Genomic DNA, 26,076 nt, shown 5'->3' with positions numbered 1-26,076 from the left:
TAAAAATACATTAAAATTCTATAAAACAAAATTTTAACCGTTTAAATGTAGATAAAAATTTATAGTGTAGTATTTATCTTTAAATGATTTTATAACAGTTGTGAATTTAGCTACCCTACCTATTAATAACTGAAATGTTTGTATTTTTGGGAGAGGGAACCTCCCTGCCGATAGGCATGGGATAGGAGATGGAAGATGGGAGATGGGAGTTGGAACCTGCCTGCCGATAGGCATGGGTTGGGAGATGGAAGATGGGAGATGAGAGATGGAACCTGCCTGCCGATAGGTATGGGATGGGAGATGGGACTGAGAACAGAGCAATCAGAACTTACATCTTACAATTCGCAATTAAAAAAAACCTCTCCATCCGATGTTTCTGGAAGGAAGAGGTATTAGATTTATAGAGGGTTATGCTTGACCCGCTGGACCAAAATTCAGAGGAATTTGGGGTTGTTCTACATCTTTAATTTCGCCATTGGCAACTTCAAATCGGTGAATGTTTTCGCCCAATGCTTTCAGAAAACGTTTTGCATGTTGCGGGGTTAATACAATTCTGGATTTTACTTTTGCCTTTGGTGTTCCAGGCATAATCGTTACAAAATCGACTACAAACTCGGAGGCAGAGTGATTGATTATGGCCAAATTGGAATAAATTCCTTCGGCTGTATTTTCATCTAATTCGATGTTGATTTGTCCTTGTTGTTGATTGTTATCGTTCATTGGATTTTAGATTTTAGATATTAGATTTTAGATTTTAGATTTTAGATTTTAGATTTTAGATTTTAGATTTTAGATTTTAGATTTTAGATTTTAAATTTAATGTTATTGATGTTTTCTATTTGACATCTAATATTAAAAGCCACTAATTTAGAATTTAAAATAGTGGCTTTTATTTATCGCTTACCTTTTCCCCTCTGTTATTGCGAAGAATGAAGCAATCTAAAGGGTTAGGGTGAGGCTTTTAATAAATGTACTCTTCCTTACTAGCCATAATCTCATTGTAGTCTTCTTTTGAACCTACAATCGTATGATCGTAATCTCTCATACCGGTTCCGGCAGGGATTCTATGTCCAACAATAACATTTTCTTTAAGACCTTCAAGCGTATCAACTTTACCAGCTACGGCTGCTTCGTTTAATACTTTGGTAGTCTCTTGGAACGATGCTGCAGAGATGAATGATTTGGTTTGTAACGATGCTCGCGTAATACCTTGTAATACTGGAGTAGCGGTAGCTGTAATTACATCACGAGCCGAAACTTGGTTTTTATCATTACGTTTTAGTAACGAATTTTCATCACGCAATTCACGTGGCGAAATGATTTGACCAGGTTTTAACACCTCAGAGTCACCTGCATCTTCCACTACTTTCATTCCGTATAATTTATCGTTTTCTACAATGAAATCAGCAGTGTGAATTAGTTGCTCTTCTAAGAACAATGTATCTCCTGGATCTTCCACTCTTACTTTACGCATCATTTGTCGAATAACCACTTCAAAGTGCTTATCATTGATTTTTACCCCTTGCAAACGGTATACTTCTTGAATTTCATTTACCAAATACTGTTGAACAGCCGATGGTCCTTGAATTCTTAAAATATCGTCTGGCGTAATAGCACCGTCAGATAAAGGAACACCCGCTTTTACAAAGTCATTCTCTTGCACCAAGATTTGACTAGATAATTTAACTAAGTATTTCTTAACCTCACCAAATTTAGACTCAATGATTATCTCACGATTACCTCTTTTGATTTTACCAAAAGTAACTACACCGTCAATTTCGGAAACTACAGCAGGGTTTGATGGATTTCGAGCTTCTAACAACTCCGTAATTCTTGGTAAACCTCCTGTAATGTCACTTGCTTTTGAAGAACGACGTGGAATTTTCACAAGAATCTTTCCTGCTTTAATTTTCTCTCCGTCTTCTACCATCAAGTGAGCTCCAACTGGCAAGTTATAAGAACGTATTAGCTCGCCATCTTTACCATAAACCAATAAGGTTGGGATTAATTTTTTATTTCTTCCTTCTGAAATTACTTTTTCTTGGAAACCTGTTTGTTCGTCAATTTCAACTTGGAACGATTGTCCTTGTTCTAAATCTTCGTAAGCAATTTTTCCGGTAAATTCAGAAACAATTACACCATTATAAGGATCCCATTTGCAGATAGCAGTACCTTTTGCTACTTCTTCTCCGTCTTTTACACTAATTATAGAACCATAAGGAATGTTGTGCGTACTTAATAAAATTCCGGTTTTAACATCTACTAATTTCAATTCTGTTGAACGAGAAACAACAATATCCACTTTGTTCCCATCAGCATCTTCACCTACAACAGTTTTTAAATCTTCAATTTCCAGTTTTCCACCAAAACGTGCCACAATAGTAGACACTTCAGAAACACCACCCGCAACTCCACCAACGTGGAACGTACGCAAGGTTAACTGTGTTCCTGGCTCCCCAATAGATTGCGCTGCGATAACACCAACTGCTTCTCCTTTTTGAGTCATTTTTCCAGTGGCTAAGTTTCTTCCGTAACATTTAGCACAAATACCTTTTTTAGCTTCACATACTAGAGGAGAACGCACTTCCACTTTTTCAATTGGAGATTCTTCAATAGCTTTAACAGTTGCTTCGGTAATTTGAACTCCAGAATGAACTAAAATTTCATTATTTAACGGATTGATAACATCGTGTAAGGCAACACGACCTAAGATTCTTTCGCCTAAAGTCTCTACAATCTCTTCGTTTTTCTTCAAAGCAGCAACTTCAATTCCTCTTAACGTACCACAATCTACGGAGTTCACAATAACGTCTTGAGAAACGTCATGCAATCTACGAGTAAGGTAACCTGCATCAGCGGTTTTCAAAGCAGTATCGGCAAGACCTTTACGCGCACCGTGAGTAGAAATAAAGTATTCTAAGATTGATAAACCTTCTTTAAAGTTAGAAAGAATTGGATTTTCAATAATTTCTCCACCACCAGCAGTTGATTTTTTTGGCTTAGCCATCAAACCACGCATACCGGTTAACTGACGAATTTGTTCTTTAGAACCCCTTGCCCCGGAGTCAAGCATCATGTACACGGAGTTGAAACCTTGTTGGTCTTCTCTAATGTTTTTCATTGCTAATTCTGTCAATTGAGCATTGGCAGAAGTCCAGATATCAATAACTTGATTATAACGTTCGTTATTGGTAATCAATCCCATGTTATAATTTACAGAAATTCCTTCAACTTGTTCTCTTGCATCGGAAATTAATTTGTCTTTTTGTTCTGGGATTCTAATATCACCTAATGAGAAAGACAAACCACCTTTGAAGGCAAATTTATATCCCATATCTTTCATGCTATCAAGGAAACTCGCCGTTGTTGGAACATCAGTTACAGCAAGGATTTTTCCAATAATATCACGTAACGATTTTTTAGTCAATACTTCATTGATATAACCTGCTGCTTGTGGCACTACTTCATTAAATAATACTCTACCAGCAGTAGTTTGAATAATTTTATATACTAAATCTCCATTTTCATTAAAATCTTTAGCTCTAATTTTTACACGAGCGTTTAATTCAACTCGTCCTTCGTTCAAAGCAATATTACACTCTTCGGCAGAATAAAAAGTTAAACCTTCTCCCAAGATTTGATGTTCAGGAACCGATAATCTTTCTTTAGTCATATAATATAGACCAAGAACCATGTCTTGTGATGGAACCGTAATTGGTGCACCATTTGCAGGATTCAAAATATTGTGAGAAGCCAACATCAACAATTGTGCTTCCAAAATAGCTTCGGGTCCAAGTGGCAAGTGAACTGCCATTTGGTCACCATCAAAATCCGCATTGAATGCCGTACACACTAATGGGTGTAATTGAATAGCTTTTCCTTCAATTAATTTGGGTTGAAAAGCCTGAATTCCCAATCGGTGTAAAGTAGGAGCACGGTTTAGTAATACTGGATGTCCTTTGATTACATTTTCAAGTATATCCCAAACTACTGGCTCTTTTTTGTCAATGATTTTCTTAGCCGATTTTACTGTTTTTACAATTCCTCTTTCGATTAATTTACGAATAACAAAAGGTTTGTATAATTCAGCGGCCATATCCTTAGGAATACCACATTCATACAATTTCATTTCTGGACCAACAACAATTACTGAACGAGCAGAATAATCTACACGTTTTCCTAATAAGTTTTGACGGAAACGACCTTGTTTTCCTTTCAAGGAATCAGAAAGTGATTTTAAGGGTCTGTTTGACTCTGTTTTAACGGCAGAAGCTTTACGCGTGTTATCAAATAATGAATCTACTGATTCTTGTAACATACGTTTTTCGTTTCTCAAGATTACCTCTGGAGCTTTAATCTCCATTAATCTTTTTAAACGGTTGTTTCTGATAATAACTCTACGGTACAAATCATTCAAATCCGAAGTCGCAAAACGACCACCATCAAGTGGCACTAACGGTCGCAATTCTGGTGGGATAACTGGCACTACTTTCATAATCATCCATTCCGGACGATTTTCTCTGTTTTTATTAGAGTCACGGAAAGATTCAACTACTTGTAATCTTTTTAATGCTTCTGTTTTACGTTGCTTTGACGTTTCATTATTAGCGGCATGACGCAATTCATAGGACAAAGCATTCAAATCAGTACGAGCCAATAAATCCATAATACATTCAGCACCCATTTTGGCGATGAATTTATTAGGATCTTTTTCATCTAAATATTGATTTTCCATTGGAAGTGTATCCAAAATATTGAGATATTCTTCTTCTGTTAAAAAGTCTAATCGCTGTAACGATTCTCCTTCTGAATTTACAGCAATACCAGCTTGAATTACTACATATCTTTCGTAGTAAATAATCATATCTAATTTCTTAGATGGTAAGCCAAGTATGTATCCAATTTTATTTGGAAGCGAACGGAAGTACCAGATATGAGCGATTGGCACAACAAGGTTGATGTGTCCTACTCTATCTCTACGTACTTTTTTCTCAGTTACTTCAACACCACAACGGTCACAAACGATTCCTTTATAACGGATTCTTTTGTATTTTCCACAAGCACATTCGAAGTCTTTTACTGGACCGAAGATTCGTTCGCAGAAAAGACCATCACGTTCTGGTTTGTGCGTTCTATAATTGATTGTTTCTGGTTTTAGAACCTCACCTCTAGACTCAGCCAAGATAGATTCTGGAGATGCTAAACCAATTGAAATTTTGTCGAATCTCTTGATGGCATTTTTAGGATCTCTGTTATTATTTCTATTATTCATCATAGTTTTTACTATTGATATTATTGAAATTATTTTTAAAGTGTTCAGTGTTCAGTTATGAGTATCCAGTAAAGCTGCTAACTGTAAACTGAACACTGATTACTTTTTTATTATTCTTCTAATCTGATGTCTAATCCAAGACCTTTCAATTCATGCATTAATACATTGAATGATTCTGGTAATCCTGGCTCTGGCATAGTTTCACCCTTAACGATGGCTTCGTAAGTTTTTGCTCTACCTATTACGTCATCCGATTTAACAGTCAATATTTCTCTAAGCGTACTTGATGCTCCATAAGCTTCAAGTGCCCAAACCTCCATTTCTCCAAAACGCTGACCTCCAAATTGAGCTTTACCACCCAATGGTTGTTGTGTAATCAAAGAGTATGGACCAATAGAACGTGCGTGCATTTTATCATCAACCATATGCCCCAATTTCAACATGTAGATTACACCAACAGTTGCTGCTTGATGGAAACGTTCTCCTGTTCCTCCATCATACAAATACGTATGTCCAAATCTTGGAATACCCGCTTCATCAGTCAATTCATTAATTTGGTCTAAGGTAGCGCCATCAAAAATTGGAGTAGCATATTTTCTACCCAAATTCATTCCAGCCCAACCCAGAACCGTTTCATAAATCTGTCCAATGTTCATACGAGAAGGTACGCCAAGTGGATTTAATACAATATCAACAGGAGTTCCGTCTTCAAGGAATGGCATGTCTTCATGACGAACAATACGCGCAACAATACCTTTGTTACCGTGACGTCCAGCCATTTTATCACCTACTTTTAATTTACGTTTTTTAGCGATATATACTTTTGCCAACTTCAAGATACCTGCTGGTAATTCATCTCCAACAGTGATAGTGAATTTCTCTCTACGCAAAGCTCCTTGAAGGTCATTTAATTTGATTTTGTAGTTGTGAATTAAGTCATTAACTAAGGTATTAGTTTCATCATCTGCAACCCATTGTCCTTTTGTTAAATGCGCAAAGTCATCAACAGCGTGCAACATTTTCTGAGAATATTTTTTACCTTTTGGCAATACTTCTTCACCCAAGTCATTCATAACACCTTGCGATGTTTTTCCATTAACTATTGCTGTAAGTTTCTCAACTAATTTGTCTTTTAAATCCGCATATTTAGTTTCGAATTCCATTTCTAAAGCCGTCAAATCGTCTTTATCTTTGGTACGTTTCTTTTTGTCTTTTACCGCTCTTGCGAATAATTTTTTATCCAAAACTACACCATGTAAAGATGGAGAAGCTTTTAAAGAAGCATCTTTCACATCACCCGCTTTATCACCAAATATTGCTCTTAATAATTTCTCTTCTGGAGTTGGATCAGATTCTCCTTTTGGAGTAATTTTACCAATTAGAATATCGCCAGGTTTTACTTCGGCACCAATTCTAATCATTCCATTTTCATCCAAATCTTTAGTAGCTTCTTCCGAAACGTTAGGAATGTCATTAGTTAATTCTTCGTTTCCTAATTTTGTATCTCTAACTTCTAATGAATAATCATCAACGTGTATAGAAGTGAAAATATCATCACGAACTACTTTTTCAGAAATTACAATCGCATCCTCGAAGTTATACCCTTTCCAAGGCATAAACGCCACTTTAAGGTTTCTACCCAAAGCCAACTCTCCGTTTTGTGTTGCATATCCTTCACAAAGTACTTGTCCAAGTTTCACTCTATCACCTTTTCTTACGATAGGTTTCAAGTTGATAGACGTACTTTGATTCGTTTTTCTAAATTTGATTAATTGGTATGTTTTTTCATCTGGGTCAAAACTAACCATTCTTTCCGCTTCAGTTCTGTCATACTTAATGGTAATCATGTTAGCATCAACATATTCAACAGTTCCGTCACCTTCAGCATTAATCAATACTCTTGAATCAGAAGCTACTTGACGCTCTAGACCAGTTCCAACAATCGGGGCTTCAGGACGTAATAATGGTACCGCCTGACGCATCATGTTGGATCCCATCAACGCTCTATTCGCATCATCATGTTCCAAGAAAGGAATTAAGGATGCCGAAATCGAAGCAATTTGATTTGGTGCAACGTCGGTAAAGTGTACTTGTCTTGGATCAACTACTGGGAAATCGCCTTCTTCACGAGCAATAACTTTATCAGCAGTAATTTTTCCTTTCACATCCATTTGAATGTTTGCTTGCGCAATCATTTTTCCTTCTTCTTCTTCAGCACTTAAATATATTGGAGTTGAAGTTAAATCAACAACACCATTAGTAACTTTACGATAGGGTGTTTCGATGAATCCCATTCCGTTTACTTTAGCATACACACCAAGTGAAGAAATCAATCCAATGTTTGGTCCTTCAGGAGTTTCAATTGGACAAAGCCGTCCGTAGTGTGTATAGTGTACGTCACGCACCTCAAACCCAGCTCTTTCTCTTGAAAGTCCACCTGGTCCAAGGGCAGATAATCTTCTTTTGTGCGTAATCTCCGCTAATGGATTGGTTTGATCCATGAATTGAGATAACTGGTTTGTTCCAAAGAAAGAATTAATAACGGATGATAATGTTTTAGCATTAATCAAATCGATTGGTGTAAACACCTCGTTATCTCTAACGTTCATTCTCTCACGAATGGTTCTCGCCATACGCGCTAAACCAACACCGAATTGTTGTGACAATTGTTCGCCCACAGTTCTAACACGACGGTTTGACAAGTGATCAATATCATCAATCTCAGCTTTTGAGTTGATCAATTCAATCAAATATTTTACAATGGTGATGATATCTTCTTTGGTCAAGACTTGCTTTTCCATTGGGATATCTAAACCAAGTTTTTTATTCATTCTGTAACGACCAACTTCACCTAAGTTATAACGTTGGTCAGAGAAGAATAATTTATCTATAATACCACGAGCCGTTTCTTCATCAGGCGGTTCTGCATTACGCAATTGTCTGTAGATGTGCTCAACGGCTTCTTTTTCAGAATTAGTTGGATCTTTTTGTAACGTATTATGAATGATGGCATAATCTCCTTGATTAGCATCTTCTTTGTGTAACAAAATAGACTTAACGTTAGAATCGATGATTTCTTCCACATTATCTTTATCGATAATGGTATCTCTATCAAGGATGATTTCGTTACGTTCGATAGAAACTACCTCACCAGTATCTTCATCAACGAAATCTTCATGCCAAGTGTTCAATACTCTTGCAGCCAATCGTCGTCCAACATATTTTTTAAGTCCTGTTTTAGAAACTTTAATTTCCTCTGCAAGGTCAAAAATCTCAAGGATATCCTTATCTCTTTCAAAGCCAATAGCACGGAAAAGAGTGGTTACCGGTAATTTTTTCTTTCTATCGATATAAGCGTACATTACACTATTAATATCGGTAGCAAATTCAATCCATGAACCTTTAAAAGGAATTACTCTGGCAGAGTATAACTTTGTTCCATTAGCATGGAAACTTTGTCCAAAGAAAACCCCAGGTGACCGGTGCAATTGAGAAACAACTACACGTTCTGCACCATTGATTACGAAAGTACCGCTTGGTGTCATGTAGGGTATTGTTCCAAGATATACATCCTGAACAATCGTTTCAAAATCTTCGTGTTCTGGATCGGTACAGTACAGTTTTAGCCGTGCTTTTAAAGGCACACTATAGGTTAAACCTCTTTCGATACACTCTTGAATAGTATAACGTGGTGGGTCAACAAAATAATCTATGAACTCCAATACAAAGTTGTTTCTTGTATCGGTAATTGGAAAGTTTTCCATGAAGGTGTTGTATAACCCTTCGTTGCCTCTTTCATCTGATTTCGTTTCCAATTGGAAGAAATCTTTAAAAGATTTTACCTGAACATCTAGAAAATCTGGATACTGAGGTATGTTTTTAGTAGAGGCAAAATTCAATCTTTCAGTCTGATTTGTTATCATCAATGGACAAAATTTTGATTTAAAAAAAGTAATTTTTGTGTATAAAAACACTGTTTAATTGATACTTTCCTTTTTTTATAACCAATACATCTTTAAAAATAAACCAGGAAAATAGTCCACTTTTTTCTTCGTATTGGTCAAAAACTTTTTCGTATTTTAAACTAAATTTTATACTAAAACTGTATATAATTTTATTATACGAAAAATGGTTTAGTCCTTGAACGCTTTTGTTCAAGGCCTAAACCTAGTTCTAAAACCGGTGTTTTGTTATTTTAACTCAACAACAGCTCCAGCTTCTTCTAACGATTTTTTCAAACCTTCAGCTTCTGCTTTAGTAACTCCTTCTTTGATGTTTGATGGAGCTCCATCAACTAAATCTTTAGCTTCTTTTAAGCCAAGACCTGTTAATTCTTTTACTGCTTTTACAACAGCTAATTTAGAAGCGCCAGCTTCTTTCAATACCACTGTAAATTCTGTTTGCTCTTCAGCAGCAGCACCAGCATCACCACCACCAGCAGCAACTACTACAGCTGCAGCAGCTGGTTCGATACCATACTCATCTTTTAATATTGTAGCTAAATCGTTAACTTCTTTAACTGTTAAGTTAACTAATTGTTCTGCGAATTGTTTCAAATCTGCCATTTTTTCTATCGTTTAAAATGTTCTTTAATTATTATTTTTTTAGTCTGCTCTTAATTATTCTACTGTTACGGCTTTTTGCTCTGCATTGTTTAATAATGCTGCAATAACACGTTTAGCAGGAGATTGAAGTAATCCAATGATCTCTCCAATAACTTCTTCTTTTGATTTCAATGATGCTAAGCTATCTAAAAGGTTATCTCCGATATATATTTCACCGTTGATATACGCTCCTTTGAAAGCTGGTTTATCAGATTTTTTTCTGAAATCTTTAATGATTTTTGCAGGTGAATTGGCAATGTCTGCAATAAAAATGGAAGAATTTCCTTTTAACACAGTTGATAAATCACCATAATCATTACTTGAAGCTTCCATTGCTTTTCCAAGCAAGGTATTTTTTACTACTTCTAACTTTATCCCTGCTTTGTAACAAGCTCTTCTTAAGTTTGAAGTTGTTTCTGCATCTAACCCAGAGGTGTCAGCAATATATACTATATTACTTTCAGCCAACTTTGCAGTTAAATCTTCTATCGCGATTGATTTTTCTTCTCTTGTCATAATAAAATTTGTTTAACTACCAATTATACTGCTTTAGGATCTAAAGCAATAGCAGGGCTCATAGTACTTGACAAGTGAATTGACTTGATATAAGTACCTTTGGCTGCAGTTGGTTTTAATTTAAGTAATGTTTGAATAATTTCATGAGCGTTATCTACGATCTTATCAGACTCGAAAGAAATTCTTCCAATACCTGCATGAACGATTCCAGTTTTATCAACTTTAAAGTCAATTTTACCCGCTTTTACTTCAGCAACAGCTTTTCCTATCTCCATAGTTACTGTTCCAGTTTTAGGATTTGGCATTAAACCTCTTGGTCCTAATACACGACCTAATGGTCCTAATTTACCCATGATCGCAGGCATAGTGATGATCACATCAACATCAGTCCAACCATCTTTAATTTTTTGAAGGTAATCGTCCAATCCTACATAGTCAGCACCAGCCGCTTTTGCTTCTGCTTCTTTATCTGGAGTTACTAAAGCTAACACTTTAGTATCTTTCCCAGTTCCATGAGGAAGGGTCACAACACCTCTTACCATTTGATTTGCTTTTCTTGGATCTACTCCTAAACGAACAGCAATATCTACCGACTCGTCAAATTTTGCTGAAGCAACAACTTTCAATAAAGACGAAGCGTCTTTTAAAGAATACAGTTTATTTTTTTCAATTTTTGAAGCCGCCTCTTTTTGTTTTTTTGTCAATTTTGCCATTTCTTACCTTATTTTAGAGGAGAATCCCCAGTTACAGTTATACCCATAGATCTAGCTGTTCCAGCAATCATGCTCATAGCAGACTCAATTGTGAAAGCATTTAAATCGACCATCTTGTCTTCGGCGATAGCTTTAATTTGATCCCAAGTTACTTTAGCAACTTTTTTTCTATTGGGCTCGCCTGAACCAGATTTTAATTTAGCAGCATCCAATAATTGAATTGCAGCAGGTGGAGTTTTTACAACAAAATCAAACGATTTGTCTTTGTACACGGTAATTTGTACCGGTAATACTTTGCCAGGTTGGTCTTGGGTTCTAGCATTAAATTGCTTACAGAACTCCATGATATTAACACCAGCAGCTCCCAGAGCAGGTCCAACCGGTGGCGACGGGTTCGCAGCACCTCCCTTTACTTGTAGTTTAACTACTTTACTAATCTCTTTAGCCATTGTTTTTAAAAATTTACAATAATCTGTGGAAGCGGATTATTGCGGTTTATAATAGTGTAACAAATTATACTTTTTCAACTTGCATAAAAGCTAATTCTAATGGTGTTTTTCTTCCGAAAATTTTAACCATTACTTCTAGTTTACGCTTTTCTTCGTTGATTTTCTCAATAGTTCCATTGAAACCATTAAAAGGACCATCAACAACTTTTATTGTTTCCCCTATAATGTAAGGTATATTTTGAGTATCTGTATTGACAGCCAATTCATCAACTTTCCCTAACATTCTGTTTACTTCAGATAACCTTAAAGGAACTGGATCACCACCTTTTACTTCTCCTAAAAAACCAATAACACTAGTAATTGATTTAATGATATGGGGTATCTCTCCTGTCAAATTAGCTTCAATCATCACATAACCAGGAAAATACACTTTATCCTTTGCTATCTTTTTACCGTCTCTTACTTGTACTACTTTTTCGGTAGGAACAAGCACTTGAGAGATATAATCTGCTAAGCCAAGTCTGTTAATCTCGGTTTCAATATAAGCTTTTACCTTATTTTCTTGACCACTAACAGCTCTAACGACATACCATTTTTTTACATTATTATCAGCCATTTCAAAGAAATTATGGTTTCAACCAATTAAAAAATCCTGCAATTGATTTAGCAAAAAGCTCATCAACACCCCAGGTGGCTAAGGCGAAAATAATTGAAAAAACAGCCACTGTAATAGTGTACTTTTGAACCTCAGCCCAATCTGGCCAAGTTACATTTGACTTTAATTCTTCAAATGCCTCTGATATATAATTAACAATTTTTGCCATTGTAAATAGTTTGTTTTGCACGGGCGGGAGGATTCGAACCACCATCAACGGTTTTGGAGACCGCTATTCTACCCTTGAACTACGCCCGTTTATTAAAAACCAGTGTCGTCATAAAGACAACGACACTGGTAATATTGTTTGTAGGTATTAGTCTAAAATTTCAGTTACCTGACCTGCACCAACTGTTCTACCACCTTCACGGATAGCGAAACGTAGACCAATATTTAATGCAATTGCACTTAATAAAGCTACTTCAATGGTTAAGTTGTCTCCTGGCATAACCATCTCAACACCTGTAGGTAAAGTTATAACTCCAGTTACGTCAGTTGTACGAACGTAAAACTGTGGACGGTAGTTATTGTGAAATGGGGTATGACGACCACCTTCTTCTTTTTTCAAGATATACACCTCAGCTTTAAATTTAGCGTGTGGTTTTACAGAACCTGGTTTACAAATAACCATTCCTCTTTTGATATCTTCTTTTGCAACACCTCTTAACAAGATACCTGCATTATCTCCTGCCTCACCTCTATCAAGGATTTGACGGAACATTTCAATACCCGTTACTGTAGAAGTTAATTTTTCAGCTCCCATCCCAATGATTTCAACTGGATCTCCTGTATTACAGATACCTGTTTCGATACGACCTGTAGCAACAGTTCCACGACCAGTAATTGTAAATACATCTTCAACTGGCATCAAGAATGGTTTTGCAACATCTCTTTCTGGCTCTTGAATCCAACTATCAACCGCTTCCATCAATTCAAGAATTTTTGGTGTCCAAGCGGGATCGTTATTCAATCCTCCTAATGCTGAACCTTGAACAACAGGACTATTATCACCATCATAATCGTAGAATGATAATAAATCTCTAATTTCCATTTCAACCAATTCTAATAATTCTGCATCATCAACCATATCCACTTTATTCATGAATACAACGATTCTTGGAATACCAACTTGGCGACCTAAAAGGATGTGCTCACGTGTTTGTGGCATTGGTCCGTCAGTTGCAGCTACTACTAGTATAGCACCATCCATTTGAGCAGCACCAGTAACCATGTTCTTTACGTAATCCGCGTGACCTGGACAGTCAACGTGAGCGTAGTGACGATTAGCAGTTTCATACTCAACGTGAGATGTATTAATAGTAATACCTCTTTCTTTTTCTTCTGGAGCATTATCAATTTGATCAAATGATTTTGCTTGACAGTAACCTGCGTCAGACAATACTTTAGTAATTGCTGCAGTTAAAGTTGTTTTTCCGTGGTCAACGTGCCCAATTGTTCCAATGTTTAAGTGGGGCTTGTTACGGTTAAAATTTTCTTTTGCCATTTTAGTTAATTTTTAATCTTAGTTTATATATATTTAGTGTTCAAATTATACAATTTTGAGCCAACTACGGGAATTGAACCCGTGACCTCTTCCTTACCAAGGAAGCACTCTACCCCTGAGCTAAGTCGGCAGAGAAATTTTGTTTAAAATTGTTTAAAAGTTTAAAGTTGTTTCATTTTACATTAAACTATTTAAACCCTTAAACTTTAAACTTCATTTTGTGGGGAGAGCAGGATTACTCCGATTCTCTCCATTATCCTGTACCGATAAATCGGTACTCAAACTTTTAGACCGAATTTACTCGAAAGTAAACTTTCGGATAAATTCTTATCTAAAAGTTTGTGGGGAGAGCAGGATTCGAACCTGCGAAGACGTAGTCAGCGGATTTACAGTCCGCCCTCGTTGGCCGCTTGAGTATCTCCCCAACTTTTTTTATCGTTAAACCCTATATTTAGAGCCGGCGGAGGGACTCGAACCCACGACCTGCTGATTACAAATCAGCTGCTCTAGCCAACTGAGCTACGCTGGCATTAGCAATAAAAAAAGTCCGCTATTTCTAACGGACTGCAAATGTATGATATTTATCGTTTAATCAAAACATTTTTTAAAAAAAAATTAAATTATATATGTGTTCTAATTTTTTCCTTTCTTTTTAGCAATAATCGCTCTAAAGATTCTGAGGATAACTCCACTCCTTCCTCAAATGTTTTGCATTGTTTCTTAACCATAAAATCGTCTCCAGGGACATGAATTTTAATCTCTACAATTTTATTTTCTTTTTCACTAGTCTTTTCAACTTTCAAAAAAACGTCTGACGAAACCAACTTGTCATAGTATTTTTCCAATTTTCCAAGCCGTTCCTGAATGAAATTGACTAGCTTTTTGTCGGCAGTAAAATTAACTGCATGAACATTTACCTTCATATTCAAATTTTTAAGGATTAAACATTTTCGAATCACTTCGTATTTCTGGGATGAGCATTTCCGTACACTTTTTTAAGTTCCGCTAAACTACTGTGAGTGTAGACTTGTGTAGAGGCCAAACTAGAATGTCCTAGTAATTCTTTAACTGAATTTATATCTGCCCCATTGTTGAGTAAATGGGTCGCAAAAGTATGCCTAAGTATATGCGGACTTTTTTTAACCTTCTCTGAGACATTACTAAAGTAGTAATTTATTATTCGATACACAAATGAATCGTTCAATTTTACTCCTTTTAATAATAGAAAAAAATAGTCCAAATCTTTAATGCTTTGTAATTGAGACCTTTCTATCAAATATAATTTTATTTGATCTGCTACAATTGGCAGTATTGGAATAATCCTTTCCTTATTTCTTTTGCCTAACACCTTTATAGTATTGTTAAATAAGTCAATATTTTGGATTTTCAAATGAATCAATTCAGTTCTTCGAATTCCTGTAGTGTAAAACAAATCAACAATCAATTTATCACGAATGCCATCAAAATCATCGGTGTAATTGATTTGATTTAAAACCAAGTCCAATTCTTTTTCTGAAAAAGGGATTTGTAATTTTTTTGGCGCTTTCAACGCTTTATGTTTTAAAAGTGGACTCGTTTCAATTTGCTTTGTTTTTAGCAAAAATTTATAAAACGATTTTAAGGAAGCTATTTTTCGATTGATGGAAGCATTAGAAAGCCCATCATCTGAAAGCGATACTATCCAAGAACGAATTTGATTATAGTTTATTTTGATTACATTATTGTCATCGTATTGACTTGATAAAAAAGATTGAAAAAAACCAATATCATTGAGATAAGCGGTCACAGTATGAAGAGAATACTTTTTCTCTAGCAATAAATAATCCTGAAAAGAGTTAATTGTATTCATCAAATAATTAAGATTGGATTGCTTTGCTTCGTTTCCTCGCAACTACTTGTATTGACTTTCATAAAAAAAACCGCTGACATCAAAGTTATGAAACTTTAAATAACAGCGGTTATATCTTATAAGGAATTTAACTATCCTTCGATATTGTCTCTTAAGTTTTGAATATAAGCAGCTTTTTGAATTTCAGCTCTTCTAACAACAGAAGGTTTAATGAAAGCTTGACGTGCACGCAACTGACGAACAGTTCCAGTTTTGTCAAATTTTCTTTTATAGCGCTTTAATGCTCTATCGATATTTTCTCCGTCTTTGATTGGTATAATTAACATAACATAGACACCTCCTCTCATTTAGTGGCGCAAAAGTACTATTATTTTTGAATTTTAAAAAGAAAAAAGAAAAAAGAATATAGAAAATAGACTTTCAAGACTACAAATAAAAAAAACCAAATCACAATTTCTTGCTTTTTGGCTCTTTTTTCTTTTCTCCCTGCCGGCAGGCAGGGTACTTGCTCCAATCGCTAACGCAGGCTGACTATTTAAAATAAAATGTAGTTGTTAACTGGCTGCGGTTGTTTCCAATGGTAAATTCGGAATATTTTTTCTTAAAATAATGATTTGACAATACTGTATATTGATTATGATCGAAATCAAACTGCTTTACATGTTTTGAGTATAACAAACCACTGCTTCCAATATCAAGATATTGCTGAATAAAAATTAGATTCGCGGTTTTCTTGCCATAAGTCTTTTCATAGATATCATTTTGATTATCGATAATATCGGTATAGTAATAAGTATAGTTCGTGCCATTAGCAGTTTCTGCTGTAACCAAATCACCATTTTGATAGGTAAAATACCTTGGAGTATCCATAATACCATCAAAATTTACATCCTCACTTATAGAAACCAAATTATCACCTGCGTCCAATTCAACAATAAAACGCGCGGTGATCTGTGTTGACGGATCATCATAAGCTGCAGTAAGGACTTCAACATAATAAGTTGTAGCTGATATAGGCACAAAACGCCGATATTGTTGAGAACCACCATAGTTGCTGTAGCGCATCGCTATCAACTGTTGTCCGTTATAGATATAATCTGCATCCATATTGGTATGTTCCGTAACCAACAACCCGTTGGAATAAAAATGCGTCTGAAATGTGGAGTGCGAACCCGTCAGGTAAGTTGTCGAAAACCATTTGCCATCAATAACGTCATAACGGCGTTTCTCATAAGAAGTCATGCTTTGACCTTCAAAAAATTTACTTTCCAATACATAATAATCAATATTCGTCGAAACAATATCATTTCGATCATCTGACGAACAAGATATAAACAAGAACAATAAAAGCAATGGAAGCAAAGTTTTCATGATAAGTAGAAATTAAAAAGAGATAAGTTAAAGTTTATCTCTTACAAATATATAATTATTTTTCTTTCAACAAATAGTAAAGATTCATAATCCATATTTACAATCTGTATGCTTATTTTATAAATTTATTTCACCGCCGGCTGATAGCTTTGCTTGTCAATAATCATTTTAGACAAAATCTCTCTAAGAATTTCAGATGTTCCTCCACCTATTGGTCCTAAACGGCTATCTCGTAACAAACGCGCCAAAGGATATTCTTCCATATAACCGTAACCGCCCAGCATTTGCAAACAGCTATAAATGGCTTCATCCGCTACTTTGGTTGATTTTAGTTTCGCCATAGTGGCTTCTTTTACTACATATTCGCCTTTGTCCAATCGGGCAATTGCAGCATAATTGAATATCTTACAATGTTCTACTTCGGTAGCGTGATCCACCATGGTATGTCGTAAGGCTTGAAACTTATTAATGGTAGTTCCGAAAGCTTCACGCTGCGACATATAATCAATAGTATAATCTATGGCATACTCGGCTCTTGCGTGAGCATTGACAGCCATAATTAATCGTTCTAAAGCAAAATGTTGCATGATGTATGGAAATCCTTTATCAGCTTCACCCATAAGATTTTCTTCTGGAATTTCAACATTATCAAAGGAAATTTCAGCGGTATCAGAAGCTCTCCAACCCAATTTATCCAACTTTGTAGCATTAATTCCTTTTAGATTTGTATCCATTAAGAATATACTTATTCCTTTATTTCCTAAATCTGGGCTTGTTTTAGCTGCAACTATATAATAATCAGCATACACACCGTTTGTAATAAAGGTTTTGGATCCGTTTATGACATATTTGTTCCCTTTTTTCACAGCTGTGGTTCGCATTCCTGCGACATCACTTCCACCAAAAGGTTCTGAAATACATAAAGCACCTATTTTATTGCCTGCTATACTTGGCGCCAAATAATCTCTTTTGATGCGTTCATCTCCTTCTGCATTCAGATGTGTCATGGCTAAATAGGCATGTGCCCACATGGCTGCAGCAAACCCAGAAGATTTAATCTTTTGAAGTTCTTCTAAAAACACTACGGTATAAAACAAATCCAAGTTCATTCCTCCATAAGCTTCGGGATACGCTATTCCGAAAAAACCCATTTCGCCAAACTTTTTCCAAATAAACCGTTCAATGGTTCCCGTTTTTTCCCATTTTTCAATGTGAGGCACGACTTCTATTTGCAAAAAATTACGCAAACTCTCTCTAAACAATTCGTGTTCTTCTGTAAAATATATTGAATTCATATAAATAATGCTGATTTTTTAAGCTTTTTTTAGAATTCCAAATATAAGGCAATTATCTTTATCTTATCAATAGGGAATCCTTTAATTTTTGACAAATCTTCAGTCTTGATATCGCCGTTCATACTTCTGTAAATGACAATATCTTTGGCTAAAGCATATTTGAAAAAAGGAAATTGAGATAACTCCTTAACCGAAGCATTGTTAATGTTAATCCTTTTAATTTTTGGAGCCGATTTTACTTCAAAATACTTGTTCAGGTTTTCAATTACTTCTGGAGATAATCCCCAAACGAATTGCATTTGTTCCATACTGACAAAACCGCCATACTTTTCTTTCTCGGTTAAAATCCTGTCTGATATTTTATCTCCTATTCCATAAACCTTCATCAAATCTTCTTTGGTAGCTTCATTGATGTCAAGAACAATAACTTTTTCAGCTTTAGAATAATTTTTGTTTTCAAAAGGTTGGTAATTATTTTTTTTATTCTTCACCCAATCGGGAAATTTAAAATAGGGTGAAATTGCTTTTAATAACGAATCCGAAACCTTGGTTACCGCTTGAAATTCTGAAGCTGAGTTAACAAACTTATTTTGTTTTCTGAAAGCTAATAATCGGTCAATCTCTTCAACGGACATTCCCAATTTATATCCTTTAAAATCCGTAATGAAATTGGGATTAAACGGATAAATGGTTGGTTTATAATTGGCTTGTTGAAGTTGAACACTATCAATAATACGCTGATTTGCGAGCCATGCTGCTTGTCCTTTGTCAACTTTATAAACTGAATTAAAGTCTTTAAAAAAATAAATACTTTGCGCTACTAGTATAATCAGAAAGAGCAAAATAATTCCAATTTGTTGGCTTTTTGAGTAATGTAAAAAAGATTTTAGCATGAAAATGTTTCCATTTAAAATTTATAAATCAAACACTGACGTTCTTTTGCCCCGAATTAAATCTTTTAATTTAATCCAAAAAGCTAAGGTTAAATAAACGCCAAATCCTAATCCTGCGGTTACAAAAGTGATGTAAATAAAAAACAAACGAACATCAGAAGCGCGCATTCCCAGCCGGTCAGCCATTCGAGAGGAAACATGAAAGCCATGTTTTTCGAAGAAATATTTTAATTGTATGACGGGCGACATTTGTTATTTATTTAAAAATAAAATTACGCTTTTAATAATTCAATTCCAATAGCACACTGCAAACATTTCTTTTGATTGCAGTAATCATTTTTTAAAGCCAATAATGACTGAGTTTCAAAAGCATTTTTGGATGGTATTCCAAAATGGGAGAACTTCTCAATAATACCATTTTTTTCAGGAGAAATGGTTCGGAGCAATTCCAATAAGTCTTCCGAAATTTCCTTGCCCTGACTTTTAGCATAAGCAAACTGAATGGGTAGAATGGTATTGATAAGCAACAAATCGATAAACGATTTTGAAAATTGTTTTTTCTTTTTCGGACTCTCTTTATCAAATTGATAATGGGTTTGCCAGTAATCCGAAACGGAAACGGTAAAAAGGGAATAAAATTGTTCTAACCTTTTGGCTTCTATGAGTTCTGAAAATAAATGATGTTGCTTATGATACAACATTGCTAATTGTGCCAAACGAATCGTCGGGAAATTATCAGGACGATGCTTGAAAAATTGGACGGGTTCGATGATTATTTTTGCCAATTGGTATTTCTGAGAAATATAGTCAAATCTGCTTTTCAAATTTTTTGCATATACATCTTCGGCTTCCAAGGGTAACAAATCAGAGCGCCCAAAAAGCAACGCTTCTAAATTTTCAACTTCAAACCTTTCTTTTCGAATTATGGTAAACGGAATGGATTTGGCCATCTTTAAAAAAGTTTCGCCATTGGTATTCAAACCAAAATTTTTGGCTAGCATATAAAACAAAACCGCTTCCCAATCATTTTCGGTTTCTTGCAAAAGTTGTTGAATGGGAACTGATTTTCGCTCTAATCGTTCAAAAAACAATCGTTCTTGCCAATTTTGTAGAACAAATGCATCGACAGTATTGATTTGATTTTCACAATAAATCCAAGTTTTCGCCGAGGTTAATTCTTGATAATTGTGCAGCACATCATTAGTTACAAAATGTTTTAGTTCCAAAACAGGAATTTCTGAATTGTCTTTTCTGAAAATTGGCGTATCATGTTCCCAAACTACATGAAGAATAACACTGTCATAAGCGGAATCTTTTTCGTGGTGGTGCAGATACCAATCGGAAGATTTAACATGAATTTCTACATTTCCTGCCCACTTTTGCTTACCAATAACTAGTTGTGCATTAAAAAAATCGGGACCAGACAATTGTAAATACTGACCCGCGTTTACAACAGTTAAAGCATCACCCGAAACAGTTGTTAGGTTGGAAAAGGTAAACTCCTTATATTGCCAAACATAATGAAGAAAATCTTCTTTCACAATTTCTTAATTTTAAACTAAAGTAAGAAAGTTACTTTTATACCAAAACTATTCTCATGAAAAATTTGATTTTATTTTTTACCCTATTCTTTTTTGGAACAACTTTTTCCCAAAACTATAAAATCACCTACCTGAAAAGTTCAAACGGAAGTTTGATAGAAAATCAAGATCCTATTGTAGTTTTTACCAGTGCTGACGTAACTCAAATAGGTTCGAAAAATATTTTTAACGGAAAAGCCGATTTTCCAAATGAGACTACTATTATAGATAGAAAAACAAATTCCTTTAATCAAGTTGCTAATTTGAATACGACTAAAACCATCCATTCAAAAGACAGTATTTCTCTCGGAAAGCAAACTTTTGACTATCTAAGTGATACCCAAAAGATTTTGGGCTATCATTGCAAAAAAGCTAAAACTATTGTTAACTCCAACACTATAGAACTCTGGTATACTGATGAATTAAAAGTAAAAGGAGCGCCCACTATTTTGGGGCAGAATCTGGGGTTAGTTTTAGAAATGGTTCGGAATGGAAATTTTGTCATTAAGGCCACTAAAGTTGAGGAAATAAAACTGTTTCCGACAAAACCGGATTTATCTAAATCAATAGATATGCTGACCTATAAAGATTTGCTTTGGAAAAGTCGTTTTACAACAATTTCAGTTTTTAAAGAACAAATCATCAATTTCTCAGATGCTTCAAAGTCCAGCGATAGTATTCTTTGTTTTGCCAACGGAACGATTGCTGTTCGAAAAATAAAAATCCCTGAAATAAAAGTCGGGAGTCAGATTTTTGTAGATGTTACCGAACAATCCAATGGCGATGCTTATGACCGAACCGGTTCTTTTTTTATCATCCCAACGGATAAACCGATTTCATTTTTGGATGGAATGCGAAATGGAGTCAAAACGTTACCGATTTACAACAACGGAAACGGTAAAGAATACCAGGGTGTAGTGGCAAAAGAAAACTATAATCCCATTGTGGAATTGATGCGTTTCTTCACTCCTTTTGGTGTAAAACAATACAACACGTTGCAACTTAAAGATAAAACTTGGGCTGAAAATGTGTTGTACCGACAAGATGTTTCAGATTTGAGAACAATGTTGAGTGGAAAAGAGGTTTGGGTTGGCATAAATATTGGCAATTATGATAAAGGCGGACATAAAGTTTCGGCAAATATTACCATTCACAATGAAGAAGAAACCAAATCCAAACCTACCCAAATTGTACCGCTTTTTTGCACCAATAACATTATGGAAATGGCAGGACAAGAATATGGCACGATGTTTAGTTCAGACAAAGGTTTGGAAGTCACTTTTATATTAGACAAACCAATGAGAAATGCCAAACTGCGTTACATAACTACCGGTCATGGCGGTTGGGAAAATGGCGATGAGTTTGTGCCTAAAAAAAATACAATTCTTCTTGACCGAAAAGAAGTGTTTAGTTTCACGCCATGGCGACAAGATTGTGGCTCGTACCGATTATCTAATCCTGCATCGGGAAATTTTCCAAACGGATTATCATCATCCGATTACAGTCGATCCAATTGGTGTCCAGGAACGGTAACGAATCCAATATTTATTGACTTGGGCGATTTAGAAGCTGGAAATCATACCCTACAAATAAAAATTCCGCAAGGATTACCGGAAGGAAATAGTTTCAGTTCTTGGAATGTTTCGGGTATTTTGATTGGGGAATAAGCCTCACCCCAACCCTCTCCGAAGGAGAGGGAGTTATGAATAATTATTTTATCGAACCAATAATATCGTGTTTAGTGATAATATGGTGCTTCCCATTTCCTAAATCGACTAAAACGGCTTGATTGTCTTTATTAATCAATTTAGAAACTTCTTCAATTGGCGCATTGGCATTTACAATTGGGTACGGTTTACCCATAATATCTTTGATGGGTTTATCAGCTATGTCTTTATCTTCAACATAACTGCGAAACAAATCGGTTTCGTCCAAACTTCCCACAAAACCAGTTGTGTCAATCACAGGAATTTGAGAAATTTTATATTTTTTCAATCGTTCAATAGCATGGGAAACTAATTCCTCTGTGCGAACCACTACCAATGGTTTGTCTTTGTGGTCTTTAATTACATCTTCGGCTTTGGTGATTTCTTCATCTAAAAAACCTCTTTCACGCATCCAATCGTCGTTGAACATTTTACCAACATAACGGCTTCCGCTATCGTGAAACAATACTACAACAACATCCTCTTTCTTGAAATGTTCTTTCAGTTGGTGCAATCCTTTGACACAAGCACCTGCGGAGTTACCCACAAATATTCCTTCTTCGAGAGCAATTTTTCGAGTGTAAACTGCGGCGTCTTTATCGGTTACTTTGGTAAAACCATCAATTACTGAAAAGTCAACATTTTTTGGTAAAATATCTTCTCCAATTCCTTCGGTGATATAGGAATAGATTTCGTTCTCATCAAAAATTCCAGTTTCGTGGTATTTTTTAAAAACCGAACCATACGTGTCAATCCCCCAAACTTTTACGTTTGGATTTTTTTCTTTCAAATATTTTCCGATACCCGAAATAGTGCCACCCGTTCCTACTCCAACTACAAAATGAGTCACTTTTCCGTCGGTTTGTTCCCAAATTTCGGGTCCTGTTTGCTGGTAGTGTGCAATGGCATTAGATGGATTATCGTATTGATTGACGTACCAAGAATTTGGAATTTCGGTTCCTAATCTTTTGGAAACTGAATAATAGGAACGCGGATCAGTTGGTTCAACATCCGTAGGACACACAATTACTTTGGCGCCAACAGCACGTAGAATGTCCATTTTTTCTTTGGATTGTTTGTCGGTAATCACAAAAATACATTTGTATCCTTTCACAATAGCTGCAAGAGCCAATCCCATTCCCGTATTTCCAGAGGTTCCTTCAATTATGGTTCCGCCAGGTTTTAGTCTACCATCGGCTTCGGCATCTTCTACCATTTTAAGAGCCATTCGGTCTTTGGTAGAATTTCCGGGATTGAAGGTTTCCACTTTGGCCAAAATTAAAGCATCAATTCCCTCAATAACTTTGTTGAGTTTTACTAGTGGCGTATTGCCGATGGTTTCTAATATATTTTTTGCGTATTTCATTGAGAAAATAAATTTTGAGAAAATAGAGAATAGAATATAGATTATAGACTTATCTTTTATTTTAGGCAAATGTAATGTCTATTTCTACGGTTTCCAAAAAATCAAATGGATTATTCACTAACCCTGACCTGTCTGCCGTCAGGCAGGTGAGAGTGAAAATAAACTTTGTCAATTCCGAAACTTCGGGAGCCTGTCTGCCGACAGGTAGACGCTCAGGGTGACAAATTGGTTACTTCACTTTTGTTTCTTCTGTATTTATTGAAAAAAAATCCAAACCTTTGATATTAAGAGGAGAACTGCCAGTGGCAGTGAGTTGGCAGAAAGTAAAAAAACGGCACAAAAGAGATTTCTGCTTATAAAATTCATTAATTTTGTTTTAGAAGTTTTTAATAATGAAATATCCAAGATACGAATATTCAACAGAAGCTGAATTAAATATTTTTGAATTTGAAAGTATTGGTCCGAAAGGTAAAATAATCAAATTAGTGCAATACACAGAAATGAACATAAAGGGCTATTATAATTTAGCATTTGGAGATTTAGACTTATAAACGAGAGAAATAAATGATGGTATAATAACTAATAATGGAGACGCTACAAAAGTTTTAGCAACGGTAGTTTCTACAGTGTATGCGTTTACAGGAAAATATCCAGAAGCATATATTTTTGCTACAGGAAGAAGTGAATCAAGAACAAGACTATATAGAATGGGCATTACAAATAATTTAGAAGAATTGAAAAGTGATTTTTATGTATATGGATTAAGAAATGACGAAACATTTGAGCCTTTTATTGTTGGAGAAGATTATTTAGGTTTTTTAATAACTCGAAAAAGTTAAAATTATGAAAGTTGAAGATTTAAACAAAGCTAAAATACCAGTTGTCAAAATAAATAAAAAGCTGGAAGAATTTAAAGGAAAAGTATTATTCCCAGATAAACTTGAATTAGCAAATAAAATGTTAGAAAAAGTAGCGTTACCGAAAGTAGAAACTTTGAAATAATATTCTTATAAAATAAGTTTCAATAAATGGCGAAAAATGTACAAAATTCAAATTTTTCTTTCACAAGAATTTTTATCTTAGCCGGAAGTATGCAGTTACGAAGTTCGCCACTTCATAAAGTGACGGAACGGTATGCAAACTTTAATTCGCAATGTCAATAGTATTTAATTTTTACTGAAAAAAGTTCCAAACCAATCCAAACCGAATCATGAAATCTCGGTAGGGATAATTGGGGGCGTTATAGTATCTGTTGCCTGTAAACCCTGAGTTCAAATGTTCTAATTTAAAGAATATTCTGGTTTGTCGAATTCGCGCATTTACAAAAAAATCGAGCATTGGGAAAGCACCAATTTCTCTATCATTTTGCACAAAAAATTCTGTAATTACTGGGTTATAATCATTGGCATAATATTTTGAAAAATAATTGAAGGTGAAACCAGTTTGTAAATAAAGTGCTTTTTTGAAGAAATAATCTGTGAAATACAAGGTGTTACGGGTAACAAATTGCGGTACATTCAATATGGCATCTTCTTGATCTGCTTGTTGGTAAAGTAGCGTGTTGTCCAAAGCTAATTTCCACCATTTGAACTCTTTGCTAGCTTTAATGGAAATATAATTTATGGTTTTAGAATATTGTTTTGGGGAAATCAATTGGGTTCTAACAGGAGAAGTATCTTGGCTAAAATACAAATGATCATCAAATGTGCTTAATTGCAAACTAACATCTATCCATTGTGTTTTGGCAGTGGCTTCTATATTATTTATTTTCTCGTTCTTAAAATCGTTAGACCAATTATAGCTAAAATAACTACTTTGATTCAAATTATAAATATGGTCTGGAATTTTGCTAATGAGTTGGTATTGAAAAACAAATTCGTTTTTTTCGTCAAGTTGGTATTCTAATTTAGCATCAAAATTAGACATGGGCTGATTGGAAATAGAATTGGAGTATACAAAAGTGCCATTCCATTTGTTTTTTCTGTATTCATATTGTCCACCTACGGTATTAATAGCATCATTGATAGAATTTGGAATAACTCCATCTTCAAAGATTAATATTCTGTTGTAATAGTAATTATATCTGAAATCTTCTGCAAAGAATTGAAATTTACCAAGCAAGGAATTTTCATATAGTGCACCTATTTTGTTGTACATTCTGTTATAGCGAGTTTGGTCATTGATATTGCTGTTTACAAAAGAATCTCCAAAACGATAAATCTCTGACTCTCCAACAGATGATGGAACTGTTTTTTGATTGTATTCAAAAAATTTGTTTTCATAATTGAATTGATGGGTAAGGT

The 26,076-nt window shown here is 35.0% G+C and carries 22 protein-coding genes, 4 tRNA genes and 1 pseudogene; 3 read left to right on the top strand and 24 right to left on the bottom strand.

The features are described 5' to 3' along the window. Window positions 1–408: 408 nt before the first annotated feature. The 22 genes from ACK5ON_RS10785 to ACK5ON_RS10680 all read right to left on the bottom strand — a co-directional run bounded on the left by ACK5ON_RS10785 (window position 409) and on the right by ACK5ON_RS10680 (window position 20,662). Window positions 409–720 (bottom strand): DUF3467 domain-containing protein, encoded by a 312-nt coding sequence (locus ACK5ON_RS10785; RefSeq protein ID WP_396175338.1) that lies wholly within the window; start codon window positions 718–720, stop codon window positions 409–411. 241 nt (window positions 721–961) lie between these two features. After that, window positions 962–5,275 (bottom strand): DNA-directed RNA polymerase subunit beta', encoded by a 4,314-nt coding sequence (gene rpoC / locus ACK5ON_RS10780; RefSeq protein WP_396175340.1) that lies wholly within the window; start codon window positions 5,273–5,275, stop codon window positions 962–964. A gap of 107 nt (window positions 5,276–5,382) precedes the next feature. Beyond that, window positions 5,383–9,195, bottom strand: a complete 3,813-nt coding sequence (gene rpoB, locus ACK5ON_RS10775; RefSeq protein ID WP_409822315.1) for a DNA-directed RNA polymerase subunit beta — start codon at window positions 9,193–9,195, stop codon at window positions 5,383–5,385. Window positions 9,196–9,462: 267 nt separating this feature from the next. Continuing rightward, window positions 9,463–9,837, bottom strand: coding sequence for a 50S ribosomal protein L7/L12 (gene rplL / locus ACK5ON_RS10770; protein ID WP_396140369.1), 375 nt, complete (start codon window positions 9,835–9,837; stop codon window positions 9,463–9,465). 54 nt (window positions 9,838–9,891) lie between these two features. Beyond that, entirely contained in the window at window positions 9,892–10,392 is a 501-nt protein-coding gene (gene rplJ, locus ACK5ON_RS10765) for a 50S ribosomal protein L10 (RefSeq protein WP_409822313.1), read from the bottom strand. Window positions 10,393–10,415: 23 nt separating this feature from the next. Then, a complete protein-coding gene (gene rplA, locus ACK5ON_RS10760; RefSeq protein ID WP_409822311.1) occupies window positions 10,416–11,105 on the bottom strand; it encodes a 50S ribosomal protein L1 in 690 nt (229 codons plus the stop codon). Between the two features lie 8 nt (window positions 11,106–11,113). Further along, the gene (gene rplK / locus ACK5ON_RS10755; RefSeq protein ID WP_342694417.1) at window positions 11,114–11,554 is read right to left on the bottom strand and encodes a 50S ribosomal protein L11; all 441 of its coding nucleotides are present in this window, start codon (window positions 11,552–11,554) and stop codon (window positions 11,114–11,116) included. A 64-nt stretch (window positions 11,555–11,618) separates the two neighbouring features. Then, entirely contained in the window at window positions 11,619–12,170 is a 552-nt protein-coding gene (nusG, locus tag ACK5ON_RS10750; RefSeq protein ID WP_342694418.1) for a transcription termination/antitermination protein NusG, read from the bottom strand. Between the two features lie 10 nt (window positions 12,171–12,180). Beyond that, window positions 12,181–12,378 (bottom strand): preprotein translocase subunit SecE, encoded by a 198-nt coding sequence (gene secE / locus ACK5ON_RS10745; protein WP_409822309.1) that lies wholly within the window; start codon window positions 12,376–12,378, stop codon window positions 12,181–12,183. 18 nt (window positions 12,379–12,396) lie between these two features. Next, window positions 12,397–12,467: transfer RNA gene (locus ACK5ON_RS10740), tRNA-Trp, on the bottom strand. A 58-nt stretch (window positions 12,468–12,525) separates the two neighbouring features. After that, a complete protein-coding gene (tuf, locus tag ACK5ON_RS10735; RefSeq protein WP_396175645.1) occupies window positions 12,526–13,713 on the bottom strand; it encodes an elongation factor Tu in 1,188 nt (395 codons plus the stop codon). 58 nt (window positions 13,714–13,771) lie between these two features. After that, a tRNA-Thr gene (locus ACK5ON_RS10730) sits at window positions 13,772–13,843 on the bottom strand. A 212-nt stretch (window positions 13,844–14,055) separates the two neighbouring features. Next, window positions 14,056–14,137, bottom strand: a tRNA-Tyr gene (locus ACK5ON_RS10725). 31 nt (window positions 14,138–14,168) lie between these two features. Further along, a tRNA-Thr gene (locus tag ACK5ON_RS10720) sits at window positions 14,169–14,242 on the bottom strand. A gap of 91 nt (window positions 14,243–14,333) precedes the next feature. Further along, window positions 14,334–14,636 carry a ribosome hibernation-promoting factor, HPF/YfiA family gene (gene hpf / locus ACK5ON_RS10715; RefSeq protein ID WP_396175647.1) on the bottom strand — a complete coding sequence of 101 codons (303 nt, stop codon included), beginning with the start codon at window positions 14,634–14,636 and terminating at the stop codon, window positions 14,334–14,336. Window positions 14,637–14,668: 32 nt separating this feature from the next. Beyond that, the gene (locus ACK5ON_RS10710; RefSeq protein WP_409822307.1) at window positions 14,669–15,565 is read right to left on the bottom strand and encodes a tyrosine-type recombinase/integrase; all 897 of its coding nucleotides are present in this window, start codon (window positions 15,563–15,565) and stop codon (window positions 14,669–14,671) included. Between the two features lie 128 nt (window positions 15,566–15,693). Then, window positions 15,694–15,888: a 30S ribosomal protein S21 gene (gene rpsU / locus ACK5ON_RS10705; RefSeq protein WP_396175651.1), complete on the bottom strand. Its 195-nt coding sequence runs from the start codon at window positions 15,886–15,888 to the stop codon at window positions 15,694–15,696. Window positions 15,889–16,093: 205 nt separating this feature from the next. After that, window positions 16,094–16,933, bottom strand: a complete 840-nt coding sequence (locus ACK5ON_RS10700) for a hypothetical protein (protein WP_409822305.1) — start codon at window positions 16,931–16,933, stop codon at window positions 16,094–16,096. A gap of 125 nt (window positions 16,934–17,058) precedes the next feature. Next, on the bottom strand, window positions 17,059–18,228 hold the full coding sequence (locus ACK5ON_RS10695) for an acyl-CoA dehydrogenase family protein (RefSeq protein ID WP_409822303.1): 1,170 nt from the start codon (window positions 18,226–18,228) through the stop codon (window positions 17,059–17,061). A gap of 29 nt (window positions 18,229–18,257) precedes the next feature. Next, on the bottom strand, window positions 18,258–19,121 hold the full coding sequence (locus ACK5ON_RS10690; protein ID WP_409822301.1) for a helix-hairpin-helix domain-containing protein: 864 nt from the start codon (window positions 19,119–19,121) through the stop codon (window positions 18,258–18,260). 21 nt (window positions 19,122–19,142) lie between these two features. Beyond that, window positions 19,143–19,370, bottom strand: a complete 228-nt coding sequence (locus ACK5ON_RS10685) for a PspC domain-containing protein (protein ID WP_396175659.1) — start codon at window positions 19,368–19,370, stop codon at window positions 19,143–19,145. 23 nt (window positions 19,371–19,393) lie between these two features. Continuing rightward, on the bottom strand, window positions 19,394–20,662 hold the full coding sequence (locus ACK5ON_RS10680; RefSeq protein WP_409822299.1) for a DUF2851 family protein: 1,269 nt from the start codon (window positions 20,660–20,662) through the stop codon (window positions 19,394–19,396). 56 nt (window positions 20,663–20,718) lie between these two features. Between ACK5ON_RS10680 and ACK5ON_RS10675 the strand changes: the two genes are divergently transcribed. Beyond that, window positions 20,719–22,368, top strand: a complete 1,650-nt coding sequence (locus ACK5ON_RS10675; protein WP_409822297.1) for a PNGase F N-terminal domain-containing protein — start codon at window positions 20,719–20,721, stop codon at window positions 22,366–22,368. 43 nt (window positions 22,369–22,411) lie between these two features. On the opposite strand, the gene ACK5ON_RS10670 is transcribed toward ACK5ON_RS10675, so the two are convergent. Next, window positions 22,412–23,773, bottom strand: a complete 1,362-nt coding sequence (locus tag ACK5ON_RS10670; RefSeq protein ID WP_396174509.1) for a pyridoxal-phosphate dependent enzyme — start codon at window positions 23,771–23,773, stop codon at window positions 22,412–22,414. Window positions 23,774–24,165: 392 nt separating this feature from the next. Here ACK5ON_RS10670 and ACK5ON_RS10665 point away from each other — a divergent pair. Beyond that, window positions 24,166–24,612: pseudogene (locus ACK5ON_RS10665) on the top strand (DUF6934 family protein). Between the two features lie 4 nt (window positions 24,613–24,616). Continuing rightward, window positions 24,617–24,775, top strand: a complete 159-nt coding sequence (locus ACK5ON_RS10660; protein ID WP_396174505.1) for a hypothetical protein — start codon at window positions 24,617–24,619, stop codon at window positions 24,773–24,775. A gap of 171 nt (window positions 24,776–24,946) precedes the next feature. Here the strand turns inward: ACK5ON_RS10660 and ACK5ON_RS10655 are convergent. After that, window positions 24,947–26,076, bottom strand: a 1,130-nt coding sequence (locus ACK5ON_RS10655) for a putative porin (protein ID WP_409822294.1), incomplete at its 5' end; no start/stop codon positions are given.

This window comes from Flavobacterium sp., assembly GCF_046317795.1.
GTDB lineage: Bacteria > Bacteroidota > Bacteroidia > Flavobacteriales > Flavobacteriaceae > Flavobacterium.
This window is presented reverse-complemented; position numbering and strand designations above follow the sequence as displayed.

Excerpts from the sequence above, each read along its gene's own strand:
- secE (WP_409822309.1), bottom strand. The coding sequence starts at position 12,378 with ATGGCAAAAATTGTTAATTATATATCAGAGGCATTTGAAGAATTAAAG.
- ACK5ON_RS10690 (WP_409822301.1), bottom strand. The coding sequence starts at position 19,121 with ATGCTAAAATCTTTTTTACATTACTCAAAAAGCCAACAAATTGGAATT.
- tuf (WP_396175645.1), bottom strand. The coding sequence starts at position 13,713 with ATGGCAAAAGAAAATTTTAACCGTAACAAGCCCCACTTAAACATTGGA.
- rpsU (WP_396175651.1), bottom strand. The coding sequence starts at position 15,888 with ATGTTAATTATACCAATCAAAGACGGAGAAAATATCGATAGAGCATTA.
- ACK5ON_RS10700 (WP_409822305.1), bottom strand. The coding sequence starts at position 16,933 with ATGAAAACTTTGCTTCCATTGCTTTTATTGTTCTTGTTTATATCTTGT.
- rplL (WP_396140369.1), bottom strand. The coding sequence starts at position 9,837 with ATGGCAGATTTGAAACAATTCGCAGAACAATTAGTTAACTTAACAGTT.
- ACK5ON_RS10685 (WP_396175659.1), bottom strand. The coding sequence starts at position 19,370 with ATGTCGCCCGTCATACAATTAAAATATTTCTTCGAAAAACATGGCTTT.
- hpf (WP_396175647.1), bottom strand. The coding sequence starts at position 14,636 with ATGAAGGTAAATGTTCATGCAGTTAATTTTACTGCCGACAAAAAGCTA.
- rplA (WP_409822311.1), bottom strand. The coding sequence starts at position 11,105 with ATGGCAAAATTGACAAAAAAACAAAAAGAGGCGGCTTCAAAAATTGAA.
- ACK5ON_RS10670 (WP_396174509.1), bottom strand. The coding sequence starts at position 23,773 with ATGAAATACGCAAAAAATATATTAGAAACCATCGGCAATACGCCACTA.
- rplJ (WP_409822313.1), bottom strand. The coding sequence starts at position 10,392 with ATGACAAGAGAAGAAAAATCAATCGCGATAGAAGATTTAACTGCAAAG.
- ACK5ON_RS10695 (WP_409822303.1), bottom strand. The coding sequence starts at position 18,228 with ATGAATTCAATATATTTTACAGAAGAACACGAATTGTTTAGAGAGAGT.
- ACK5ON_RS10785 (WP_396175338.1), bottom strand. The coding sequence starts at position 720 with ATGAACGATAACAATCAACAACAAGGACAAATCAACATCGAATTAGAT.
- rpoB (WP_409822315.1), bottom strand. The coding sequence starts at position 9,195 with ATGATAACAAATCAGACTGAAAGATTGAATTTTGCCTCTACTAAAAAC.
- rpoC (WP_396175340.1), bottom strand. The coding sequence starts at position 5,275 with ATGATGAATAATAGAAATAATAACAGAGATCCTAAAAATGCCATCAAG.
- ACK5ON_RS10660 (WP_396174505.1), top strand. The coding sequence starts at position 24,617 with ATGAAAGTTGAAGATTTAAACAAAGCTAAAATACCAGTTGTCAAAATA.
- rplK (WP_342694417.1), bottom strand. The coding sequence starts at position 11,554 with ATGGCTAAAGAGATTAGTAAAGTAGTTAAACTACAAGTAAAGGGAGGT.
- ACK5ON_RS10675 (WP_409822297.1), top strand. The coding sequence starts at position 20,719 with ATGAAAAATTTGATTTTATTTTTTACCCTATTCTTTTTTGGAACAACT.
- nusG (WP_342694418.1), bottom strand. The coding sequence starts at position 12,170 with ATGGCTGATAATAATGTAAAAAAATGGTATGTCGTTAGAGCTGTTAGT.